At 42.3% G+C, this 16,777-nt stretch carries 17 protein-coding genes; 7 read left to right on the top strand and 10 right to left on the bottom strand.

Going from position 1 to position 16,777, the window contains the following annotated elements; all coding sequences use genetic code 11:
- Positions 1–134 precede the first annotated feature (134 nt).
- Positions 135–497: a hypothetical protein gene (locus RMY27_RS23805; RefSeq protein ID WP_322667353.1), complete on the bottom strand. Its 363-nt coding sequence runs from the start codon at positions 495–497 to the stop codon at positions 135–137.
- A gap of 214 nt (positions 498–711) precedes the next feature.
- Here RMY27_RS23805 and RMY27_RS23800 point away from each other — a divergent pair, with 214 nt between their 5' ends.
- Positions 712–2,094, top strand: coding sequence for a hypothetical protein (locus tag RMY27_RS23800; protein ID WP_322667352.1), 1,383 nt, complete (start codon positions 712–714; stop codon positions 2,092–2,094).
- Positions 2,095–2,118: 24 nt separating this feature from the next.
- Here RMY27_RS23800 and RMY27_RS23795 read toward each other — a convergent pair whose 3' ends face one another.
- From RMY27_RS23795 to RMY27_RS23760, 8 genes are all read right to left on the bottom strand, one after another.
- Complete coding sequence (locus RMY27_RS23795) at positions 2,119–2,535, bottom strand: putative toxin-antitoxin system toxin component, PIN family (protein WP_322667351.1); 417 nt, start codon at positions 2,533–2,535, stop codon at positions 2,119–2,121.
- Positions 2,525–2,752 (bottom strand): hypothetical protein, encoded by a 228-nt coding sequence (locus tag RMY27_RS23790; RefSeq protein ID WP_322667350.1) that lies wholly within the window; start codon positions 2,750–2,752, stop codon positions 2,525–2,527. Before RMY27_RS23790 ends, RMY27_RS23795 begins: the two co-directional genes overlap by 11 nt.
- A gap of 75 nt (positions 2,753–2,827) precedes the next feature.
- Positions 2,828–3,076: an AbrB/MazE/SpoVT family DNA-binding domain-containing protein gene (locus RMY27_RS23785; RefSeq protein WP_322667349.1), complete on the bottom strand. Its 249-nt coding sequence runs from the start codon at positions 3,074–3,076 to the stop codon at positions 2,828–2,830.
- 173 nt (positions 3,077–3,249) lie between these two features.
- Positions 3,250–4,653, bottom strand: a complete 1,404-nt coding sequence (locus RMY27_RS23780; protein ID WP_322667348.1) for a ferredoxin:protochlorophyllide reductase (ATP-dependent) subunit N — start codon at positions 4,651–4,653, stop codon at positions 3,250–3,252.
- Positions 4,654–4,898: 245 nt separating this feature from the next.
- A complete protein-coding gene (locus RMY27_RS23775; protein ID WP_322667347.1) occupies positions 4,899–5,693 on the bottom strand; it encodes a DUF5331 domain-containing protein in 795 nt (264 codons plus the stop codon).
- 32 nt (positions 5,694–5,725) lie between these two features.
- Complete coding sequence (bchL, locus tag RMY27_RS23770) at positions 5,726–6,592, bottom strand: ferredoxin:protochlorophyllide reductase (ATP-dependent) iron-sulfur ATP-binding protein (protein WP_292774821.1); 867 nt, start codon at positions 6,590–6,592, stop codon at positions 5,726–5,728.
- 656 nt (positions 6,593–7,248) lie between these two features.
- Entirely contained in the window at positions 7,249–7,503 is a 255-nt protein-coding gene (locus RMY27_RS23765) for a TIGR02450 family Trp-rich protein (RefSeq protein WP_322667346.1), read from the bottom strand.
- Between the two features lie 78 nt (positions 7,504–7,581).
- Entirely contained in the window at positions 7,582–7,956 is a 375-nt protein-coding gene (locus tag RMY27_RS23760; RefSeq protein ID WP_322667345.1) for a hypothetical protein, read from the bottom strand.
- Positions 7,957–8,373: 417 nt separating this feature from the next.
- On the opposite strand from RMY27_RS23760, the gene clpB reads away from it, so the two are divergent.
- Positions 8,374–10,992: an ATP-dependent chaperone ClpB gene (gene clpB, locus RMY27_RS23755; RefSeq protein WP_322667344.1), complete on the top strand. Its 2,619-nt coding sequence runs from the start codon at positions 8,374–8,376 to the stop codon at positions 10,990–10,992.
- A 104-nt stretch (positions 10,993–11,096) separates the two neighbouring features.
- Here the strand turns inward: clpB and RMY27_RS23750 are convergent, their stop codons facing one another.
- A complete protein-coding gene (locus RMY27_RS23750; protein ID WP_322667343.1) occupies positions 11,097–11,654 on the bottom strand; it encodes an SRPBCC family protein in 558 nt (185 codons plus the stop codon).
- 421 nt (positions 11,655–12,075) lie between these two features.
- Here RMY27_RS23750 and RMY27_RS23745 point away from each other — a divergent pair, with 421 nt between their 5' ends.
- The 5 genes from RMY27_RS23745 (at position 12,076) to lpxD (ending at position 16,467) form a co-directional block, all read left to right on the top strand.
- On the top strand, positions 12,076–12,270 hold the full coding sequence (locus RMY27_RS23745; protein WP_292729343.1) for a hypothetical protein: 195 nt from the start codon (positions 12,076–12,078) through the stop codon (positions 12,268–12,270).
- Positions 12,271–12,405: 135 nt separating this feature from the next.
- Complete coding sequence (rd, locus tag RMY27_RS23740) at positions 12,406–12,570, top strand: rubredoxin (RefSeq protein ID WP_322667342.1); 165 nt, start codon at positions 12,406–12,408, stop codon at positions 12,568–12,570.
- A 51-nt stretch (positions 12,571–12,621) separates the two neighbouring features.
- The gene (locus RMY27_RS23735; protein WP_322667355.1) at positions 12,622–13,857 is read left to right on the top strand and encodes an NAD(P)/FAD-dependent oxidoreductase; all 1,236 of its coding nucleotides are present in this window, start codon (positions 12,622–12,624) and stop codon (positions 13,855–13,857) included.
- A 340-nt stretch (positions 13,858–14,197) separates the two neighbouring features.
- Positions 14,198–15,280, top strand: coding sequence for a hypothetical protein (locus tag RMY27_RS23730; RefSeq protein WP_322667341.1), 1,083 nt, complete (start codon positions 14,198–14,200; stop codon positions 15,278–15,280).
- Positions 15,281–15,414: 134 nt separating this feature from the next.
- A complete protein-coding gene (gene lpxD, locus RMY27_RS23725) occupies positions 15,415–16,467 on the top strand; it encodes a UDP-3-O-(3-hydroxymyristoyl)glucosamine N-acyltransferase (protein ID WP_322667340.1) in 1,053 nt (350 codons plus the stop codon).
- Positions 16,468–16,777 lie beyond the last annotated feature (310 nt).

Here is a 16,777-nt window from a genome sequence, read left to right as displayed (position 1 = left end):
GGCTTTCTGCATAGAGAAAGGGGATTATAACTAATTAGCCGGACATGATATCAAACAATAACCACATCGGTTTCTAGCAGCACTGCGGACACGACGTTCTATTTCTACAGAAATGTAAAAATGCGCCATTGTTATTAATTGAGGGCGGGTTTCAAACCGCGTTCAACAGCTACTTTTAAAGCTCTTGCTTTACTTAGTAAGCCACGTCGGTAGACCTGCATGAGTTCATCTAGTTGACGAACTTCTGCATCATTCAACTGTCCCTCTCGATGACGCGCTTGCAAGTCACTGAAAACCTCTTGCTGCTCAGTTTCCATCTGCATATCGCACATAGCCAAAATCTGATCATCCGGTAGAGACTCCAGAGGTAGTTCGGTAATGGCGCGGTCAATCCATTCTAGTAATACATCTTCAAGTCGCCGATGTGTAAAAGCAGCGATTTCCTTTGCTTTTTGTGCCAGTGTTTCAGGGAGTTGAAGGGTGACAATTTCAGCCATTTTCTACCTGCTTGCTTTTACTTATGATTGTATCTGCGATCGCTCTGCATCTTCTGGTTAAAAAAGAGCGTAGGCGTAGCCCGTCGTAGACATCGCTATTGCATAAACTACAACTCAAATTGGGAATACTGACTAAAGCGCAGGTATTTGCTGCGTATAAATGGCTTGCTATAAAACATCAGGCTGCTGATGCTTTACTAAATAGGAGAAGATTATGGACGCGCTTACATTAACTTTTGCACTTGCCCCTCACATTGCAAAAGGTTTAGCTAGTGGCATATTTGTACGCAATGGTGGTGTAATTCAGGATGCTGTAACGAAACAAGTTGTTGCTTGGTTAAGAGATTTAGCGCCAACGCCAACTAGTTCCCCTAACAATTTACTCAACCTTGTTTTCTCCGGTACAAATCTCGTTGCTTCTGGGGCAAATGCTGCTACCACAAGACAAGGATTATCTGATGTTAGTGGACGCTTGGGTGGAGTTGAACAAACAAGTTTAGGTAATATAGCTGTTTCAGGGGTAAATCTGATTGGAACAGTCGCTAATGCGGCTATTTCTGGGAAAGGCTTCGCCGATGTCAATGGACGTTTAGCCGGGATTGAAAATCAGTTAGGAGAAATTGGGCATAATCTACAATTAACTCAAGGATTTTTGCAAGTAACTACTGCTGCTAGCATACTTAATCTAGGTGTTTCAGTAATGGGTTTTGCTGTAATAGCACAGCGTCTTAATGAGCTAGAAAAACGCCTAAAACAAACGGAAGAATTATTGCACAAAGTCAACCGCAAAATCGACCTTAGTTTCTATGCTAATTTTCGTGCTGCTATTGAGTTGGCAGTTAATGCCTTCACGATGACTAAACCTGAAAATCGTAGAAGCAGCGCCTTGCAAGCTATTAATCGTTTCTTAGAAGCAGAACATATTTACACTGAATATACAGATATCGAAATTGAGCAAAAAAGCCAAATTGCTGATGAGTATTTGCTAACTTTATCTTTAGCCTACCTAGCTGAAGCACGTTGTTATTTAGAATTAGAGGAACATAATACAGCACTTCGCCGTTTCCAAGAAGGGGCTAGAGTTATCCGTTCTCGTATTCAAAAATATGTTGACCTTTTACTCACTTCTAACCCAGGAGCATATTTACAACCTCAGTTCAAAGGTCAGATCGATTTGCGAAGACTAACACGAATTTACCAATGGATTGACCCAACTTTAGATGAAAATGCTGTGTTTGATCTGCAACGAGAGAATTTGTTTAAAATGGCCCAAGACCCTAACAAATGGTTAGATTCACTGCCAGCAGCAATTTTAACTCGCGTTGAGGTTCAAGCAGGTTGGCTCGGGCCGAGCCAGGATGGTTTGAAGCAAGAAGCTTACAAACGTCTTCCCCAAGTATTTGAAGTAATGGAATCTATGATTGAAACCAACCTTCGTTTTGAATCTTACCAAACAGAATTGCAAGCAATTTCCCAATTAGGAATCAGCTTTCATGACTGGCTTAAATTAACTCCGTCTACAGAAATTAAACCAGACGGCGCAGAATTAATGTACATCATTCCATCCAAACCTTTAGAGTTACAGCCTTCCATTTGAACTAATTACAGGATTAAAGATAAATTAATCAAGATCAATAAAGTCTCTGGGAGTAATAATCTGGTTTTGATATTCGGCTAGGGTCTTGAGTGATAAAAGGTCTTGATCTCCTGTGATTAAAAATTCTGCATTGGCATCTTTAGCAAGTTCTAAAAATTTGTTTTCATCTGGATCTCTACAGGTGTTTATTTGAGATTTTATTTCTATAAATTGACTGTACTTTTTAAGTATACCCAAAAAATCTTGTCGATCTTCATCTGAGATATATTTATCGAACTTACGTTTGTAAATTCGTGTGTTTAATTCTTGATAAGTTTCATCGCTTTGAGCAATTTTGAATTCTTTATAGACTTTATCTATGGCTTTACGGGCTGTTCCATTAGGACTTAGAGCAGCACTAAGTAAAATATTTGTGTCAATGACAATTAGTTTATGATTCATCGGCGAGTAATTCTTTTAGAGTTTCTTCGGTTAATCCTTTGGCTTGAGCATTTCTGCCGATTCTGTCAAAAACACTAAGTAAATCTTCATCTTTATTATTTGAAGAGGTTTTCTTTATTTCTTGAATAAGTTGTTCTTGTTCTTGTGCGGGAAGTTGTAGGACAAGATTAAGAATTTGCTCGAAGGTTAGGGGGAGTTGATAGGTTTTTTGAGTCATGGTGAGTTCTGGAGTTAGTGAATAGAAACTTGTTAGCTTTTTTAATCAGGTTTGAGCCAGTTTTCTACTTTGAAATCACGATTCCTCTATACCTTGGCGAATTGCATTATCCATATCCTCAAGAGTTTTAGGTTTTCCTTGATATTTTAAACAACCTGCTACATAATCTAATTTAGTTCCTACAAAAGTTTTCTTAGGCTTTAAAAGAATTCCATTAGACATATCAATAATCATAAATTCTTGACCTACTTCCCATTGATGAGCTTCCCGCAAAGATTGGGGAATAATTACTTGTCCTTGGGGAGACAATTTGGTAATTTCCATTAAGTTAAGAAGTAAAAAACTAAGAGTAATATAAAAATTTTAGCATTTTTGATTATTCCAATTTATCCTCTTCCTCTGTGTTCTCTGCGCCTCTGCGGTTAGTAAAAAAAAGGACGAACCCCAAAGTTCGCCCATAACATAGTATTATGCTGTTGCTCAATCCAAACCCAAATCTAAATCTTTGCTTCTTCTCTCACCAACTTATCCCAACCCAAATCCTTCAAATTATTATTCCGACGCAACGGACGAGTCACCAACTCTAATATGTCACGCGCATTCGTAAAACCGTGAATTTGAGCAAAAGTGAACTCCACAGACCACTTTGTATTAATACCGCGTGCTTCCAATGGATTAGCGTGAGCCATACCAGTAATTACCAAATCTGGTTTCAACTCATAAATCCGTTGAAGTTGATTGTAATTATCCGGCTTCTCTACAATTCTTGGCAGAGGTGAATTCATTTCCTGGCAAGTTTTTTCCAACAGCGCCAACTCAGCAGCTTGATAGCGCTTATCCATGTAAGGAATACCGATTTCGTGAACAGTCATCCCACAACGGATTAAGAATCTTGCTTGGGAAATCTCCAGCAAGTTATCACCCATGAAGAATACAGACTTACCGCGAATCAGTTTCACGTAATCTTCCAAGCCTGCCCAAATTTGTGCTTCCCGTTCATCCAAACCCTTGGGAGTAATACCGAACACCGAGCAGATTTTCTCAATCCAAGCACGAGTACCATCGGGGCCAATCGGGAAGGGTGCGCCAATGAGTTTACATTTGCGGCGACGCATTAAGGTGGTAGCTGTGCGGCTGAGGAAGGGGTTGACACCAGCGACATAATACCCTTCTTCTAGTACTGGCAATTCAGTGAAGCGCTTCGCGGGTAGCCAGCCGGAAACTTTGATGCCTTGTTTCTTCAGTTCCAAGGTTAACTGAGTCACCACGGGGTCGGGAAGGGAGCCAAAGAGAACTAAAGGTGGATGATCTACGTACTCAGATTCATCTTGGGCGACATCTTCTTTCTTTTTACCGAAGTTTAGCAATTTTGCGATCGCATTGCGTTCACTTTTCTCTGTTTCCGCCACCGGAGCCTTATCAGGGCAACGGTTAGCCATTGCTGCTAACACAGTGTCTTCCCCTTGGGTAAAGGCGTAATCTAGACCATTTGCCCGTGCTACAACGATGGGAATCCCGATTTCAGATTCTAGCTTCGGTGCCAAACCTTCCAAATCTGTTTTGATAATTTCAGTAGTGCAAGTGCCAATCCAGACAATTACACTAGGATTGCGATCGCGTTTAATTTGCAAGCACAACCGCTTTAACTCTTCATAATCATTCAGCTGTGCCGAAATATCGCCCTCTTCCAACTCTGCCATTGCATAGCGGGGTTCAGCAAAAATCATCACCCCCATCGCGTTTTGCAGGAAGTAGCCACAAGTTTTTGTCCCAATCACCAAAAAGAAGCTATCTTCAATTTTTTGGTATAACCACGCCACGCAGCTAATTGGGCAAAAGGTATGGTAATTTCCAGTTTCACATTCAAAGCTTAAAGCTTCTGGTTGTTGAGCGATAGTCATTTTGGTTTTTTCTCCCCTTTATATTTAATGGCAGTTCAACCAATTTCAGATTTTAGACTTCGGCTTCCTTCGGCTTCTCTACGAGACGCTACGCGAACGCTCAGGACAAGTTGCTCAGTCGAACGATTGATAATTTTGGATTGAAAGCTGGGACAACAAAAGTATCCGCTGTCTAACGACAATTTCCCTAATTCCTCATCCAAAATCTCAAATCTAAAACTTAAAATTGCGAAGAACGGCAATAATTAAGCGTTGGGGAAGAGGCGGGCAATTTCTGATTCATCAAAAACGCCTGCTGGCAGTTCTTCCCCCAAAAAATCGTTATTTTCTTCAGCCTTTTGTAAAGCTGTTTCATCACCCCAGACATCTGATAACACGTCTTTAAACGCATTCTCATCTAGTGGACTATCTCCAAGCGCTTCGTCTTCTTCTTCATCCAGCTTTACTTCCGTTGCAGCTGTTGTATCGAAGGCAATTTCCCCAAACTCATCTGCTTCTAAGCTAGAGCTTTGAAGAGATTCATCTTTTGAGTTGTGTCCGTTGGTTAAGGAAATATCGCCAAAGCCATTTTCCGTTTCTTCCAACTCGCTGATTCCTAGACTTTCATCCTCAGAATCCACCATTGCAAACTCTTCAACTACCGCCACCGCCGCAAAGCCATTTGTATGAGCGTGTGTCAATGTTTCATCTTCAGGCTTTTCATCAATGACATCTGCCGCTTCTTCTACGTATTTCTCTACATCTGGATTGACGACGAAGCGATTACCGAGAGCTAAATCTGGGTCAAAATGCAAATCCAGCACCTCAATTAGGGTATCGGCATCAGGATTGAGTTTGGCAAAAGGCAGCATTAACTGCGCTAGTTTTGGTTCTAGGGCGTTAAGAACTCCCAGGATGAGGTAGGAAGGTGGTCGCTTCCCGCCATCAGGGGTGTACACCGATTCCACTTCCATGTGAAGGGTAATCCAGTCTCGATTATTCTGGAAAAATTGCAACCACTTTTGCTTTATTGAATCTGTAAAGCTGTGAAAGAATGCCATGTTATTGTCCCCCATCCTGAGAACTTGGTGATTTATACAATCATCAAGTCTAGTTCCTCTTCTGAATTAGGAACCTGGGGTTTACCCGGATTTAGATAAAAATCGGATAACAAAGAGAACAACTCACGATCTGGTGAGTCATTTGGCACAACACCTTCGGGACGTGCCAGAATTTGGTCAGCGATGTTGAGATAGTAGTCGCAAACGTAGTCTAAGGAAGGATCTTGCTCTGCCATTTCAAACAAAGTCTTCCCTTTCACACGGGAAACGCGGATATCTTCGATTAAAGGTAAAACTTCTAGAACTGGCATGGGCACTGCTTCTATATATTTTTCAATCAAGTCACGCTTGGATGTGCGATTGCCAATTAACCCAGCTAAACGCAGTGGGTGAGTTCTTGCTTTTTCGCGGACTGAAGCAGCGATCCGATTGGCAGCAAATAAAGCATCAAAGCCGTTGTCTGTAACGATCAGGCAGTAATCTGCATAGTTGAGTGGTGCTGCAAAACCACCACAAACTACGTCACCCAGAACGTCAAAAAGAATTACATCGTATTCATCAAAGGCGTTGAGTTCTTTAAGTAATTTTACGGTTTCGCCGACTACGTAGCCGCCACATCCAGCACCCGCAGGTGGTCCGCCAGCTTCTACGCAATCAACACCGCCGTAGCCTTTATAAATCACATCTTCCGGCCAGACATCTTCGTAGTGATAGTCTTTTTCTTGGAGGGTGTCGATAATTGTCGGAATCAAAAACCCAGTCAGGGTGAAGGTGCTGTCATGTTTGGGGTCGCAGCCAATTTGCAGCACCTTCTTGCCACGTTTAGCTAGGGCGACGGATATATTACAGCTAGTTGTGGATTTACCGATACCACCTTTTCCGTAGACTGCTAGTTTCACTGTTGTTTCCCTCTTATAGCTTCTTGTCAAACTTGTGGCTCAAACATTTGCCTTCACCTTTCCTGAGATGGCGATGCGTGAGGTCTGTTGATGTCATTATTGGGCAAATTACCTAGAAAAGAAAGTGGCTCCTAATCTGTAAAACGGTCTCAGACAATGAATTAAAGCTTAATCATGCTTATTTGGATTTTTATGAACCTTAAAGACTTTAAAAGCTCTCAAAAGAGCCATTAAAAAAATTTTATTAATTATTTTTATAAAAAGAGTTACAAAATACAAAAATTTGAAATATGCTTTTTTGAATGCTTTTCATAGAATTAGCTGATGTTTTTACAACGTATTTTCAAGGCATTGGGGCGCAGGTTCAAGGGGAAAGAGAGGTATATGCAGCCTGATGCTGGAAATACTAATGGAATTTGCGTTAGCGTAGCTCACCGTACCACTTCGTGGAAGCAAGCTACGCGTAGCGTCTCGTAGAGAAGGTATCGCAGATAAATTGCCAGTTTTCAGTCGATAGTCACAACCATTTAATTGCTGCTTGAGAGTGAGTTAGGGTGATTTTGTAAAAAATTATTAAATTCCCAAATTTAGGAGGCAAAGCTTCTTGACGGGCATTCCCAGTCAGAGACTGGGAACGAGCGAGGATACCACGCTAATTAGGAAACTTCAGTTTCAAGTCCGTGGATTTCTTGTAATGTTTGCCAGCCAGCTTGCCACTGGGAGTTGTCTTGTAATAATTTGGCATTTATCCAAAAACGGACTTTCGGATCACAAGCCGCAACCATTTCGGCGTAAACCCAGTTAGCCTGATTTTTACGATTGACTACTTGGAAATGTCGCCAGCCATCAACTTCTTGCTGTGCCGTCCACTTAGAACCAACTAGGTAAGGAAATTTCTGTTTTTTAGTCATTTGTCATTTGTCATTTGTCATTGTTATTCTTCCCCTGCCTCCCCTGCTCCCCCTGCTCCTCATCCTCCCACTCCCCAACTAAGATGTCACTAAATCACCATTACGGGTAAACTTCTGGCAATGCAACTCATTATCTTGCTGAACACATAGCGAAAACCATTTAATATGACTCCAGCAGGTGTTGATGTTGTTGGTAATTTTGCGCTTTTTCTTGGAAAGGCGTTGTCTTACGACTTCATTAGGGCAAAGAATTTCTAACGTGCCTGTACCATCTTCGTAATTGACGATGCGAAATAGACAATCTTGCAACATGGCACGGCTGCTGCTGTCGAAGAACCGTTTAAAGCGCTGTAGCTTTTCCCCCTCAGTCATTTTGCTGATGGGTTTTATTTTCAAGAAATCTTCATCCTCAAAATCAAAGTCATCATCTTCAAAGTCGTAGGGGTCAATCATTTTCATCATCCACTAGGCGACCTGGGATTATGGTAACTCTGTGTGGGGGGAGGAGGAGAATAGCGGGGATAAGTTAAAAGAATTTCGTCATCATAGAGAGTTTGTGAATTGATATTACGCTGGATCGCACAATGAGCCAAACATCGTTGTGAGTACTGCCAATGGGAAATGGGAACTAGGGGAGAATACGACTTTTACAAGACGTGAACACCGATCTAGGCGATCGCTCCCCTCTTCATACAATATCTATTAAGAATAGAAATTGTCTTTACTTGGTGTTCTGGTGGTAGCCTGCGACAAGCCCTCCGGGTGACGCTCCTAACGTCGCTAACGCTGCGCTAACAGCAGTCGCTCATGGGGGAAACCCCCAAGACCGCGCTGCTTCACCACTACACCTTTACGTGACTGAAAAAGCCTATGCAACCTACTAATCCTAACCAATTTACAGAAAAAGCCTGGGAAGCGATCGCCCATACCCCGGATATTGTTAAACAATATCAACAACAGCAAATTGAAAGCGAACACCTGATGAAAGCGCTGCTAGAACAAGATGGTCTAGCAATTGGGATTCTCACAAAGGCGGGTGTTAACCTCCAAAAACTGCGCGATCGCACTGAACAATTTTTTCAACGTCAGCCGAAAGTATCTGGTAATAGTACTTCAGTATACTTAGGACGTAGCTTAGATACACTTCTAGATCGGGCAGACGGATATCGCAAAGAGTTTCAAGACGAATATATTTCAATTGAACACTTATTGTTGGCTTACGCTAAAGATGACCGCTTTGGCAAAGCTTTATTCCAAGAGTTTGGTTTAGACGAAGGCAAACTCAAAAATATTATTAAACAAGTTCGTGGGAGTCAAAAAGTGACCGATCAAAATCCAGAAGGCAAATACGAAGCACTGGAAAAATACGGGCGTGACCTTACAGAAGCCGCGCGTAAAGGTCAACTCGATCCAGTAATTGGACGAGATGATGAGATTCGTCGCACTGTGCAAATTCTTTCTCGCCGCACCAAAAATAATCCTGTGCTAATTGGCGAACCAGGTGTTGGTAAAACTGCGATCGCTGAAGGATTAGCACAACGTATTATCGCAGGTGATGTACCTCAATCCCTCAAAGACCGCAAGCTAATCGCTTTAGATATGGGTGCTTTGATTGCAGGGGCAAAATTCCGGGGTGAATTTGAAGAACGCCTGAAAGCAGTATTAAAGGAAGTTACCGAATCTGGCGGCAATATTGTTTTATTTATTGATGAAATTCACACCGTTGTCGGCGCTGGTGCAACCCAAGGCGCGATGGATGCGGGTAACTTATTGAAACCAATGTTGGCGCGGGGCGAATTGCGCTGTATTGGGGCAACAACCCTGGATGAATACCGCAAATATATCGAAAAAGATGCTGCACTCGAAAGACGTTTCCAACAGGTTTATGTCGATCAGCCTAGTGTAGAAGATAGTATTTCGATTTTGCGCGGGTTGAGAGAACGTTATGAAAACCACCACGGGGTGAAGATTTCTGATAGTGCTTTAGTTGCCGCCGCCGTATTGTCGAGTCGATATATTAGCGATCGCTTCTTACCAGATAAGGCAATTGACTTGGTAGACGAAGCCGCCGCTAGGCTGAAAATGGAGATTACCTCCAAACCAGAAGAACTCGACGAAATTGATCGCAAGATTCTGCAATTAGAAATGGAGAAGCTTTCGCTACAAAAGGAAAGCGATGCTGCTTCTCGCGAACGTCTAGGAAGACTGGAAAAAGAAATTGCCGATCTCAAAGAAGAACAAAAAACCCTAAATACTCAATGGCAGTCTGAAAAAGATATCATTGACAAAATTCAGTCTGTTAAAAAAGAGATTGAACAAGTCAATTTAGAGATTCAGCAAGCAGAACGCGACTATGACCTTAACCGTGCTGCCGAGTTGAAATACGGCACTTTAACCAGTTTGCATCGTCAATTGGAAGCAATAGAAGCTGAATTGGCAAACACTCAAAGAAGTGGTAAATCACTATTACGCGAAGAAGTCACAGAAGGTGATATTGCCGAAATTATTTCTAAATGGACAGGAATTCCCATCAGTAAGTTGGTGGAATCTGAGAAAGAAAAACTGCTGCATTTAGAAGATGAACTGCACCGCCGCGTAGTTGGACAAGAAGAAGCAGTCACAGCTGTAGCCGATGCAATTCAGCGATCGCGCGCTGGATTAGCCGATCCTAATCGTCCGATCGCTAGCTTTATTTTCCTTGGCCCTACGGGTGTGGGTAAAACCGAATTGGCGAAAGCGCTGGCTCAGTATATGTTCGATAGCGAAGATGCATTGGTGCGAATCGATATGTCCGAGTACATGGAGAAACACGCCGTCTCTCGCTTAATCGGTGCGCCTCCAGGATACGTGGGTTACGAAGAAGGCGGACAACTTACAGAAGCGATTCGTCGCCGTCCTTACTCAGTGATTCTCTTCGACGAAATCGAGAAAGCACACCCCGATGTCTTCAATATCTTCTTGCAAATTCTTGATGATGGTCGCGTCACTGATGCTCAAGGTCATAAAGTGGACTTCAAGAACGCTATTATCATCATGACTAGCAACATCGGTTCGCAGTACATTCTTGATATCGCTGGAGATAACAGCCACTACGATGAAATGCGCCGTCGAGTCATGGAAGCAATGCGAAATAGCTTCCGTCCAGAGTTCCTGAACCGGATTGATGAAATCATCATCTTCCACGGTTTAGATAAGAAGGAATTGCGGCATATTGTGCTATTGCAAGTGGAAAGATTGCGCCAAAGATTGAGCGATCGCAAAATATCTCTCAAACTATCGGATGCTGCACTTGACTTTTTAGCAGAAGTAGGATATGACCCCGTATATGGGGCACGTCCACTGAAGCGGGCGATTCAGCGAGAGTTAGAAACTCAAATCGCTAAATCCATCTTGCGTGGCGAATTCAACGACGGCAACACCATCTTTGTTGATGTGCAAAATGAAAGGTTGTCGTTTAGCCGTTTACCAGTTGAAGTCTTTACCGGATAATTACACCTGATAAATCACACACAAAAACCCGTTTTCTAACAGAGAGCGGGTTTTTGAATTATTCAGAAGTAAAGTGAAAATCCTATCAGCAATGCCTGAATTTTTTATTGAGTCTTACACATAACTTGTCGCATTTTACGCATATTTGCAGGCAACTCTAAATTCATCGCTTGTTGAATAAAAATAGATGGAATCGGAATTAGAGGTGTTGCTTGCACAGTATAAGCAAGTATTGTGCCATTACCACAATCTTGTAGTTCTAAATTAGCGTTAAAGTCCTCAAAAGTCCCATTTACCATGCGAAATTGGATTTGCTGCCCCAGCACTTCTACAACATTGAGGTAAATTTCCACTTGAGCCGTAAAAAAGAAGAAAGCTTTTTGTGCTGCTTGATACAGACGTTTGACTTCACCTTTATGTACTACCTCACTCTTGGTGATATCGGGAAAATATTGCACCCAGCGGGGATAATCAGTTAATTGCTGCCAAACGTGCGATCGCACCATCGGTAAATACATCCAGGCTGTCACCGCGCCACCCGATAGCTTGTGCGATCGCGTTTCTAGGAGAATTTCACCCTGTACCAGCAACTTTTGCTTGTCTTGACTCCAAGCCATATCTGAACCTGCAATAATTGAATCTGATATATAAGACGCAGACATAATGATTAAGTTACTCCTCAACTCATCCACCTAAATAGAGTTGAAACTACAAGCCATAAAACTTGATTTAGATCCAACCCATTATTAAATTAGTTCCAGTTTAATACTTATATTTTCCGGAAAGGATGATTTTTTACTCATCATTTCAGTTACTTTACTGTAAAAACTGTGTTTCTTATCACAATTAACATAATTAATACTCCAGTGACTTTTGTCAAAGTAATACTTGTAGATGAAAAACTGCGTTGTTAACAGCTAGAATGGCACAAACACGATTTAACATCAAGTACTTTACCCTAACGTTTGGATAGTATCTCTCGGTTTTACGTGTTATTTCTGATGAAACTATAACTTCATCGTAACTTCATATTTTAATTATCAATATCAAGTGTAATGTCTGTTGAATTGAGAGGAAAATTAGGTGAATCAATCTTCTTTAAATCGTAGATTAATCCAGATTTTTGGTACACTTCTCGGCATTAGCGTTGCCGTCTGGGTACTGAGAGGTATTGGTATTCTCACTTTTATCCCAGGTGGAATTATTTGGCTACTGCTACTTGGGGCGATCGCGATCGGAATTATCAGTTATGCCCAAAGGACATGGTGGCGTTTTTAATGACAAATGACTTTGCGAAGCGGTTTGATTTTCATGCCCTAGTCTCGTTTAAGAATTGTAGCTTGCCTATTTTGACTTATTGCCAAAAGTATTTAATAGGGAAGCAATGCCAACAATTTACGAGGGGAAAGGAACATGGCAAAGTATAAATGTACTGTTTGTAGCTATATATATGACCCAGCAGAAGGCGATCCAGATAGCGACATAGCACCGGGAACAGCCTTTGAAGATATCCCAGAAGATTGGTCATGTCCAACTTGTGGTGCGACAAAAGCCGACTTTGAACCTGATGAAGAGTGAAAATAACAGCTAGCCTAGAAAGTAGGTGCTGTAAAAGAGACATTTTTGAAATTGTTACCGTTACAAATTGTAGTTATTGGGGGTGGGGCAGCAGGATTTTTTGGCGCGATCGCTTGTGCTAAAGCCAATCCTGATGCCCAAGTTACTTTACTCGAAGCCAGTCGCCAACCCCTAGCGAAAGTGCTAATTTCTGGTGGCGGACGCTGCAACGTTACTCACGCGTGCTTTGAACCGGAGGAGTTAGTACAAAATTACCCCAGAGGTGCAAAAGCTTTGCGGGGTGCTTTGACTCGGTTTGGGCCTCAAGATACAGTAGCTTGGTTTGCTGCTGGTGGAGTCTATCTAAAAACGGAAGCTGATGGCCGGATGTTTCCTGTCACCAATACTTCAGAAACCATTGTGGAATGTCTAATTAAATCGGTGGCGAAATCTGGGGTAAAACTTCGTATCGGTACCCATGTAACTTCCGTGAGAACCGCAGCAGATGGGGGTTTTGATATTCTTCTGAAGTCAGGAGAGACAATTAAATGCGATCGCCTACTTTTGGCGACCGGCAGCAGCCTTGCGGGTTATAAAATTGCTCGAGAGTTAGGTCATCAAATTGAACCGCCAGTACCCTCGTTATTTACCTTCAATATTCTCGATCAAAAGCTGCGAGAATTAGCTGGAGTTAGTGTTAATCCTGCCCAATTGCGGTTATCTGCGGGCGGAAAATCCCAATTACAACAAACTGGGCCATTACTAATTACCCACTGGGGTTTGAGTGGCCCGGCTGTTTTGAAGCTTTCTGCTTGGGGTGCGAGAGTTCTGCACGAAAGCCGCTATCAAGCCACATTATTGATAAATTGGCTGCCTAATTTGCACCAAGAACAAGTGCGAGAAAAAGTTTTAGCAGTTAAGGATGAATGGGGAAAAAAAGCGATCGCATTGCATCGTGGCGTTGATCTACCCCATCGTCTCTGGCAATATATCATTGCCCGTGCAGGTATTACTACAGAAGACCGTTGGGCAGAAATATCTAGTAAAACCTTAAATCAACTGGTGCAAGAACTTACTCAAGGACAATACTCAATCAACGGCAAAGGAGCCTTCAAAGAAGAATTTGTTACCTGTGGCGGCGTCAAGCTCAAAGAAGTCAACTTCAAGACAATGGAAAGTAGGTTAATTCCTGGTCTTTATTTTGCCGGAGAAATCTTAGATATTGATGGCGTTACCGGTGGGTTTAACTTCCAAAGTGCTTGGACAACCGGGTATTTAGCAGGCGTGGCAATGGGGACTAACGATTAGTACCACCACAGGGATTATGACAGCTTAAGAGAGTTCGTAGTAAGCACTTCAGTGCCTGGAAAATAAGGACTAAAGTGCTTACTACGAGCTTATCAAAAAGATAACTTGGAAATTTTATCTCAGTCCTCTCTTTATCCAAACTTGTTAGCTAGAGTGTCTCCGTGTTAACCCGAACCTATTTACCAGTTCTTTAGGAACAAGCGATCGCTACTTAACTATATTTACTTATCAAAATTCTTACTAATCCTCTAGCATTTCCCACCTTGCCACTCCATATTCATACCAGCCACTCTAGAGAAGGTAAATTTTTCTGGGTGTATTACTTTTTGCGCAAAAATAAATGAATACTGATAGAAATACTGCGTCTGAAATTACGTTGCGAGGAAGCCAGTATATCCTACATGGCTTTCCAGTGCTTGGTATTCCTGATGATGAGCGTGCTGTCAAATACTTCAGTCTCAATCCATTTCTACCAAATGCCCAAAATCGCTGTCCGGTAGAATGTGCCTATTGTGTCTGTCATCAAGACCGTGACTGGCATCATTATCCACAAAACTTTCAGGATGTCTCAGCTCCGGTCGACCTGCTCGATCTTTTGCTAGACTACATTTTTGCTACTCACGAGGGACAAAAGGGCTTTCCGATTTCACTGTGCGATTACTCTGATCCTTTTATTCCAGCCCATCGAGAACGCGTACTATCAATTTTGGATGCACTGATTGACCGCAAAGCTGCCAACATCGTCTACATCACCACCAAAGTTCATCCTGGTCAATCTTTTCTAGAGCGCCTCAAAACAACTCTAGAGCGACCTCATTCCCTTCGAGTCACTGTCTTTGTTAGTCTACCACCCTTGAAACCAGGCTATGAGCAAGCCTCAATTCCGAGTCGGGTACAGTTGCTGCAAGATTTAGTAAACCTTGGCATTCCCTGTTGTTGGTATCTGCGTCCACTAGTTGAGGAGTGGTTTGATGAAGCCTTAATGTGGCAGTTAGCACGTACATTATTACCTCATGTTTCCCGTCACGTTATTCTATCTGGGCTTGTGATGTCTGAAGAGATTGAAGCAAGTCTGTTAAAACAGGAATTAATCGTTCCAGAATGGAATCGTACACAACCAGGACGTAAGCAATACTTGTCATTAGAGTTCGAGTCAAAACTGCGCTCAATTCTCAGTACTGTAGCTAGCGAGCAAAATATTTCTCTCGGCCCGGTGATGGGACATCGGCTATGTGGTACTAACGGTAATCATGCCTATGGCTGCTTGATTTGCGCTAAACAAAATCGGTATTGCCAGCTTTTTCAACTTCATCACTATGGTGAAACGATCGCTGCCGAAGATAATCAACGCTTCAAGACGCTATTGAGACAAGATGCAGTGAAAGTAAGCTCACGAGAGCCATCAACAGAAGAATGTCAGTGAAGTAATCCAACCTGAAGCGAAACTAGAAACAGTCTGATTGCCTCACTGTCTACGCGTCTACAAAATTATTGTATTGGAGCATAAAGAGGGAAAATTATCTTGCAATTGTAGATCAATTTTGAACACACCCAACAATGAAATTCAGCGAAATCCTCCGTCAATTTGGTGACGCGGCCACCAATCATAGCCTGACTAGCAACCCAGACCAAGACCCAGAAATTACAGGGGTAGCAGCCATTGATGAAGCTACCAACGGTACGATCGGTTACGTAGAAAGTGCAAAATTTGGGTCTTTTGTCGGTAATACCAATGCTAGTGCCTTAATTTTGCCCCAGGACGAAAAATTACAAGCGCTTGCGCAAGAAAGGGGTATTGTCTGGCTAGCAACCTCAGATCCGCGATTATTGTTTGCCAAAGCGATCGCACTTTTTTATCAACCATATCGCCCTACCCCAGAAATTCATCCTACCGCTGTGATTCACTCCACCGCAAAAGTTGGTAGTAATGTTTACATTGGCCCCCATGCTGTGATTCAACAAGGGGTAGAAATTGGTGATGGTGCAATCATTCATCCCAATGTGGTGATTTATCCAGATGCCAAAATAGGCGATCGCACCACCTTACACGCCAACTGTACCATCCACGAACGTACCCGCATCGGTGCAGATTGCGTCATTCACAGTGGTGCTGTCATTGGTGCAGAAGGCTTTGGTTTTGTTCCCACCCGGACTGGTTGGTTCAAAATGGAACAATCAGGCTATACAGTCTTAGAAGATGGCGTGGAAGTTGGCTGTAACAGTGGCATTGACCGCCCAGCAGTCGGAGAAACACGAGTAGGTCGCAATACAGTAATAGATAACTTAGTACAAATAGGTCACGGTTGCCAAATCGGTTTTGGTTGTGCGATCGCAGGTCAGGTTGGCATGGCGGGAGGGGTGAAACTGGGGAATCGCGTTATTTTAGCTGGACAAACAGGAATAGCCAATCAAGTGAAAATCGGAGACGGGGCAATGACATCTGCTAAAACTGGAATTCACAGCGATGTTGCACCAGGAGAAGTTGTCTGTGGAACTCCAGCCCTTCCTTACAAACTATATCTCAAGGTATGTGCTGTTTATGGTCGCCTGCCAGATATGTATCAATCGCTAAAACAATTGCAACGTCAATTCAAAAATAGCAATGAATAAGCTGAAAGTTATCTAAATTACATAACCAAATTCAAATTAACTCTTCTGGGGCGTGAATCTTGCACGTCCCATTCTGTATTCTTGTTCAAGAAGCTTTTTTTATTCCTATTGGTAGATGACAAACAAAAGCTGCCTAATAATTTTATACCAACTTTAGAAATTGCGGGAACAAGTAAAGATTTAGTTAATGATTCTTTTTTCTCTGCGTATAAAAAAATATCAAGACTACAATCTTTATTAGGACAAAGTACGAACTTGTACTGAACTTTTTCATAAAAGAGGGTAACAAATTAGTTTAAAAACTGTGTAT

The organism is Nostoc sp. DedQUE09 (genome assembly GCF_034530915.1).
Taxonomy (GTDB): Bacteria; Cyanobacteriota; Cyanobacteriia; order Cyanobacteriales; family Nostocaceae; genus Nostoc.
The sequence above is the reverse complement of the archived record's forward strand: the minus strand, read 5'-3'. Positions and strand labels throughout refer to the sequence as shown.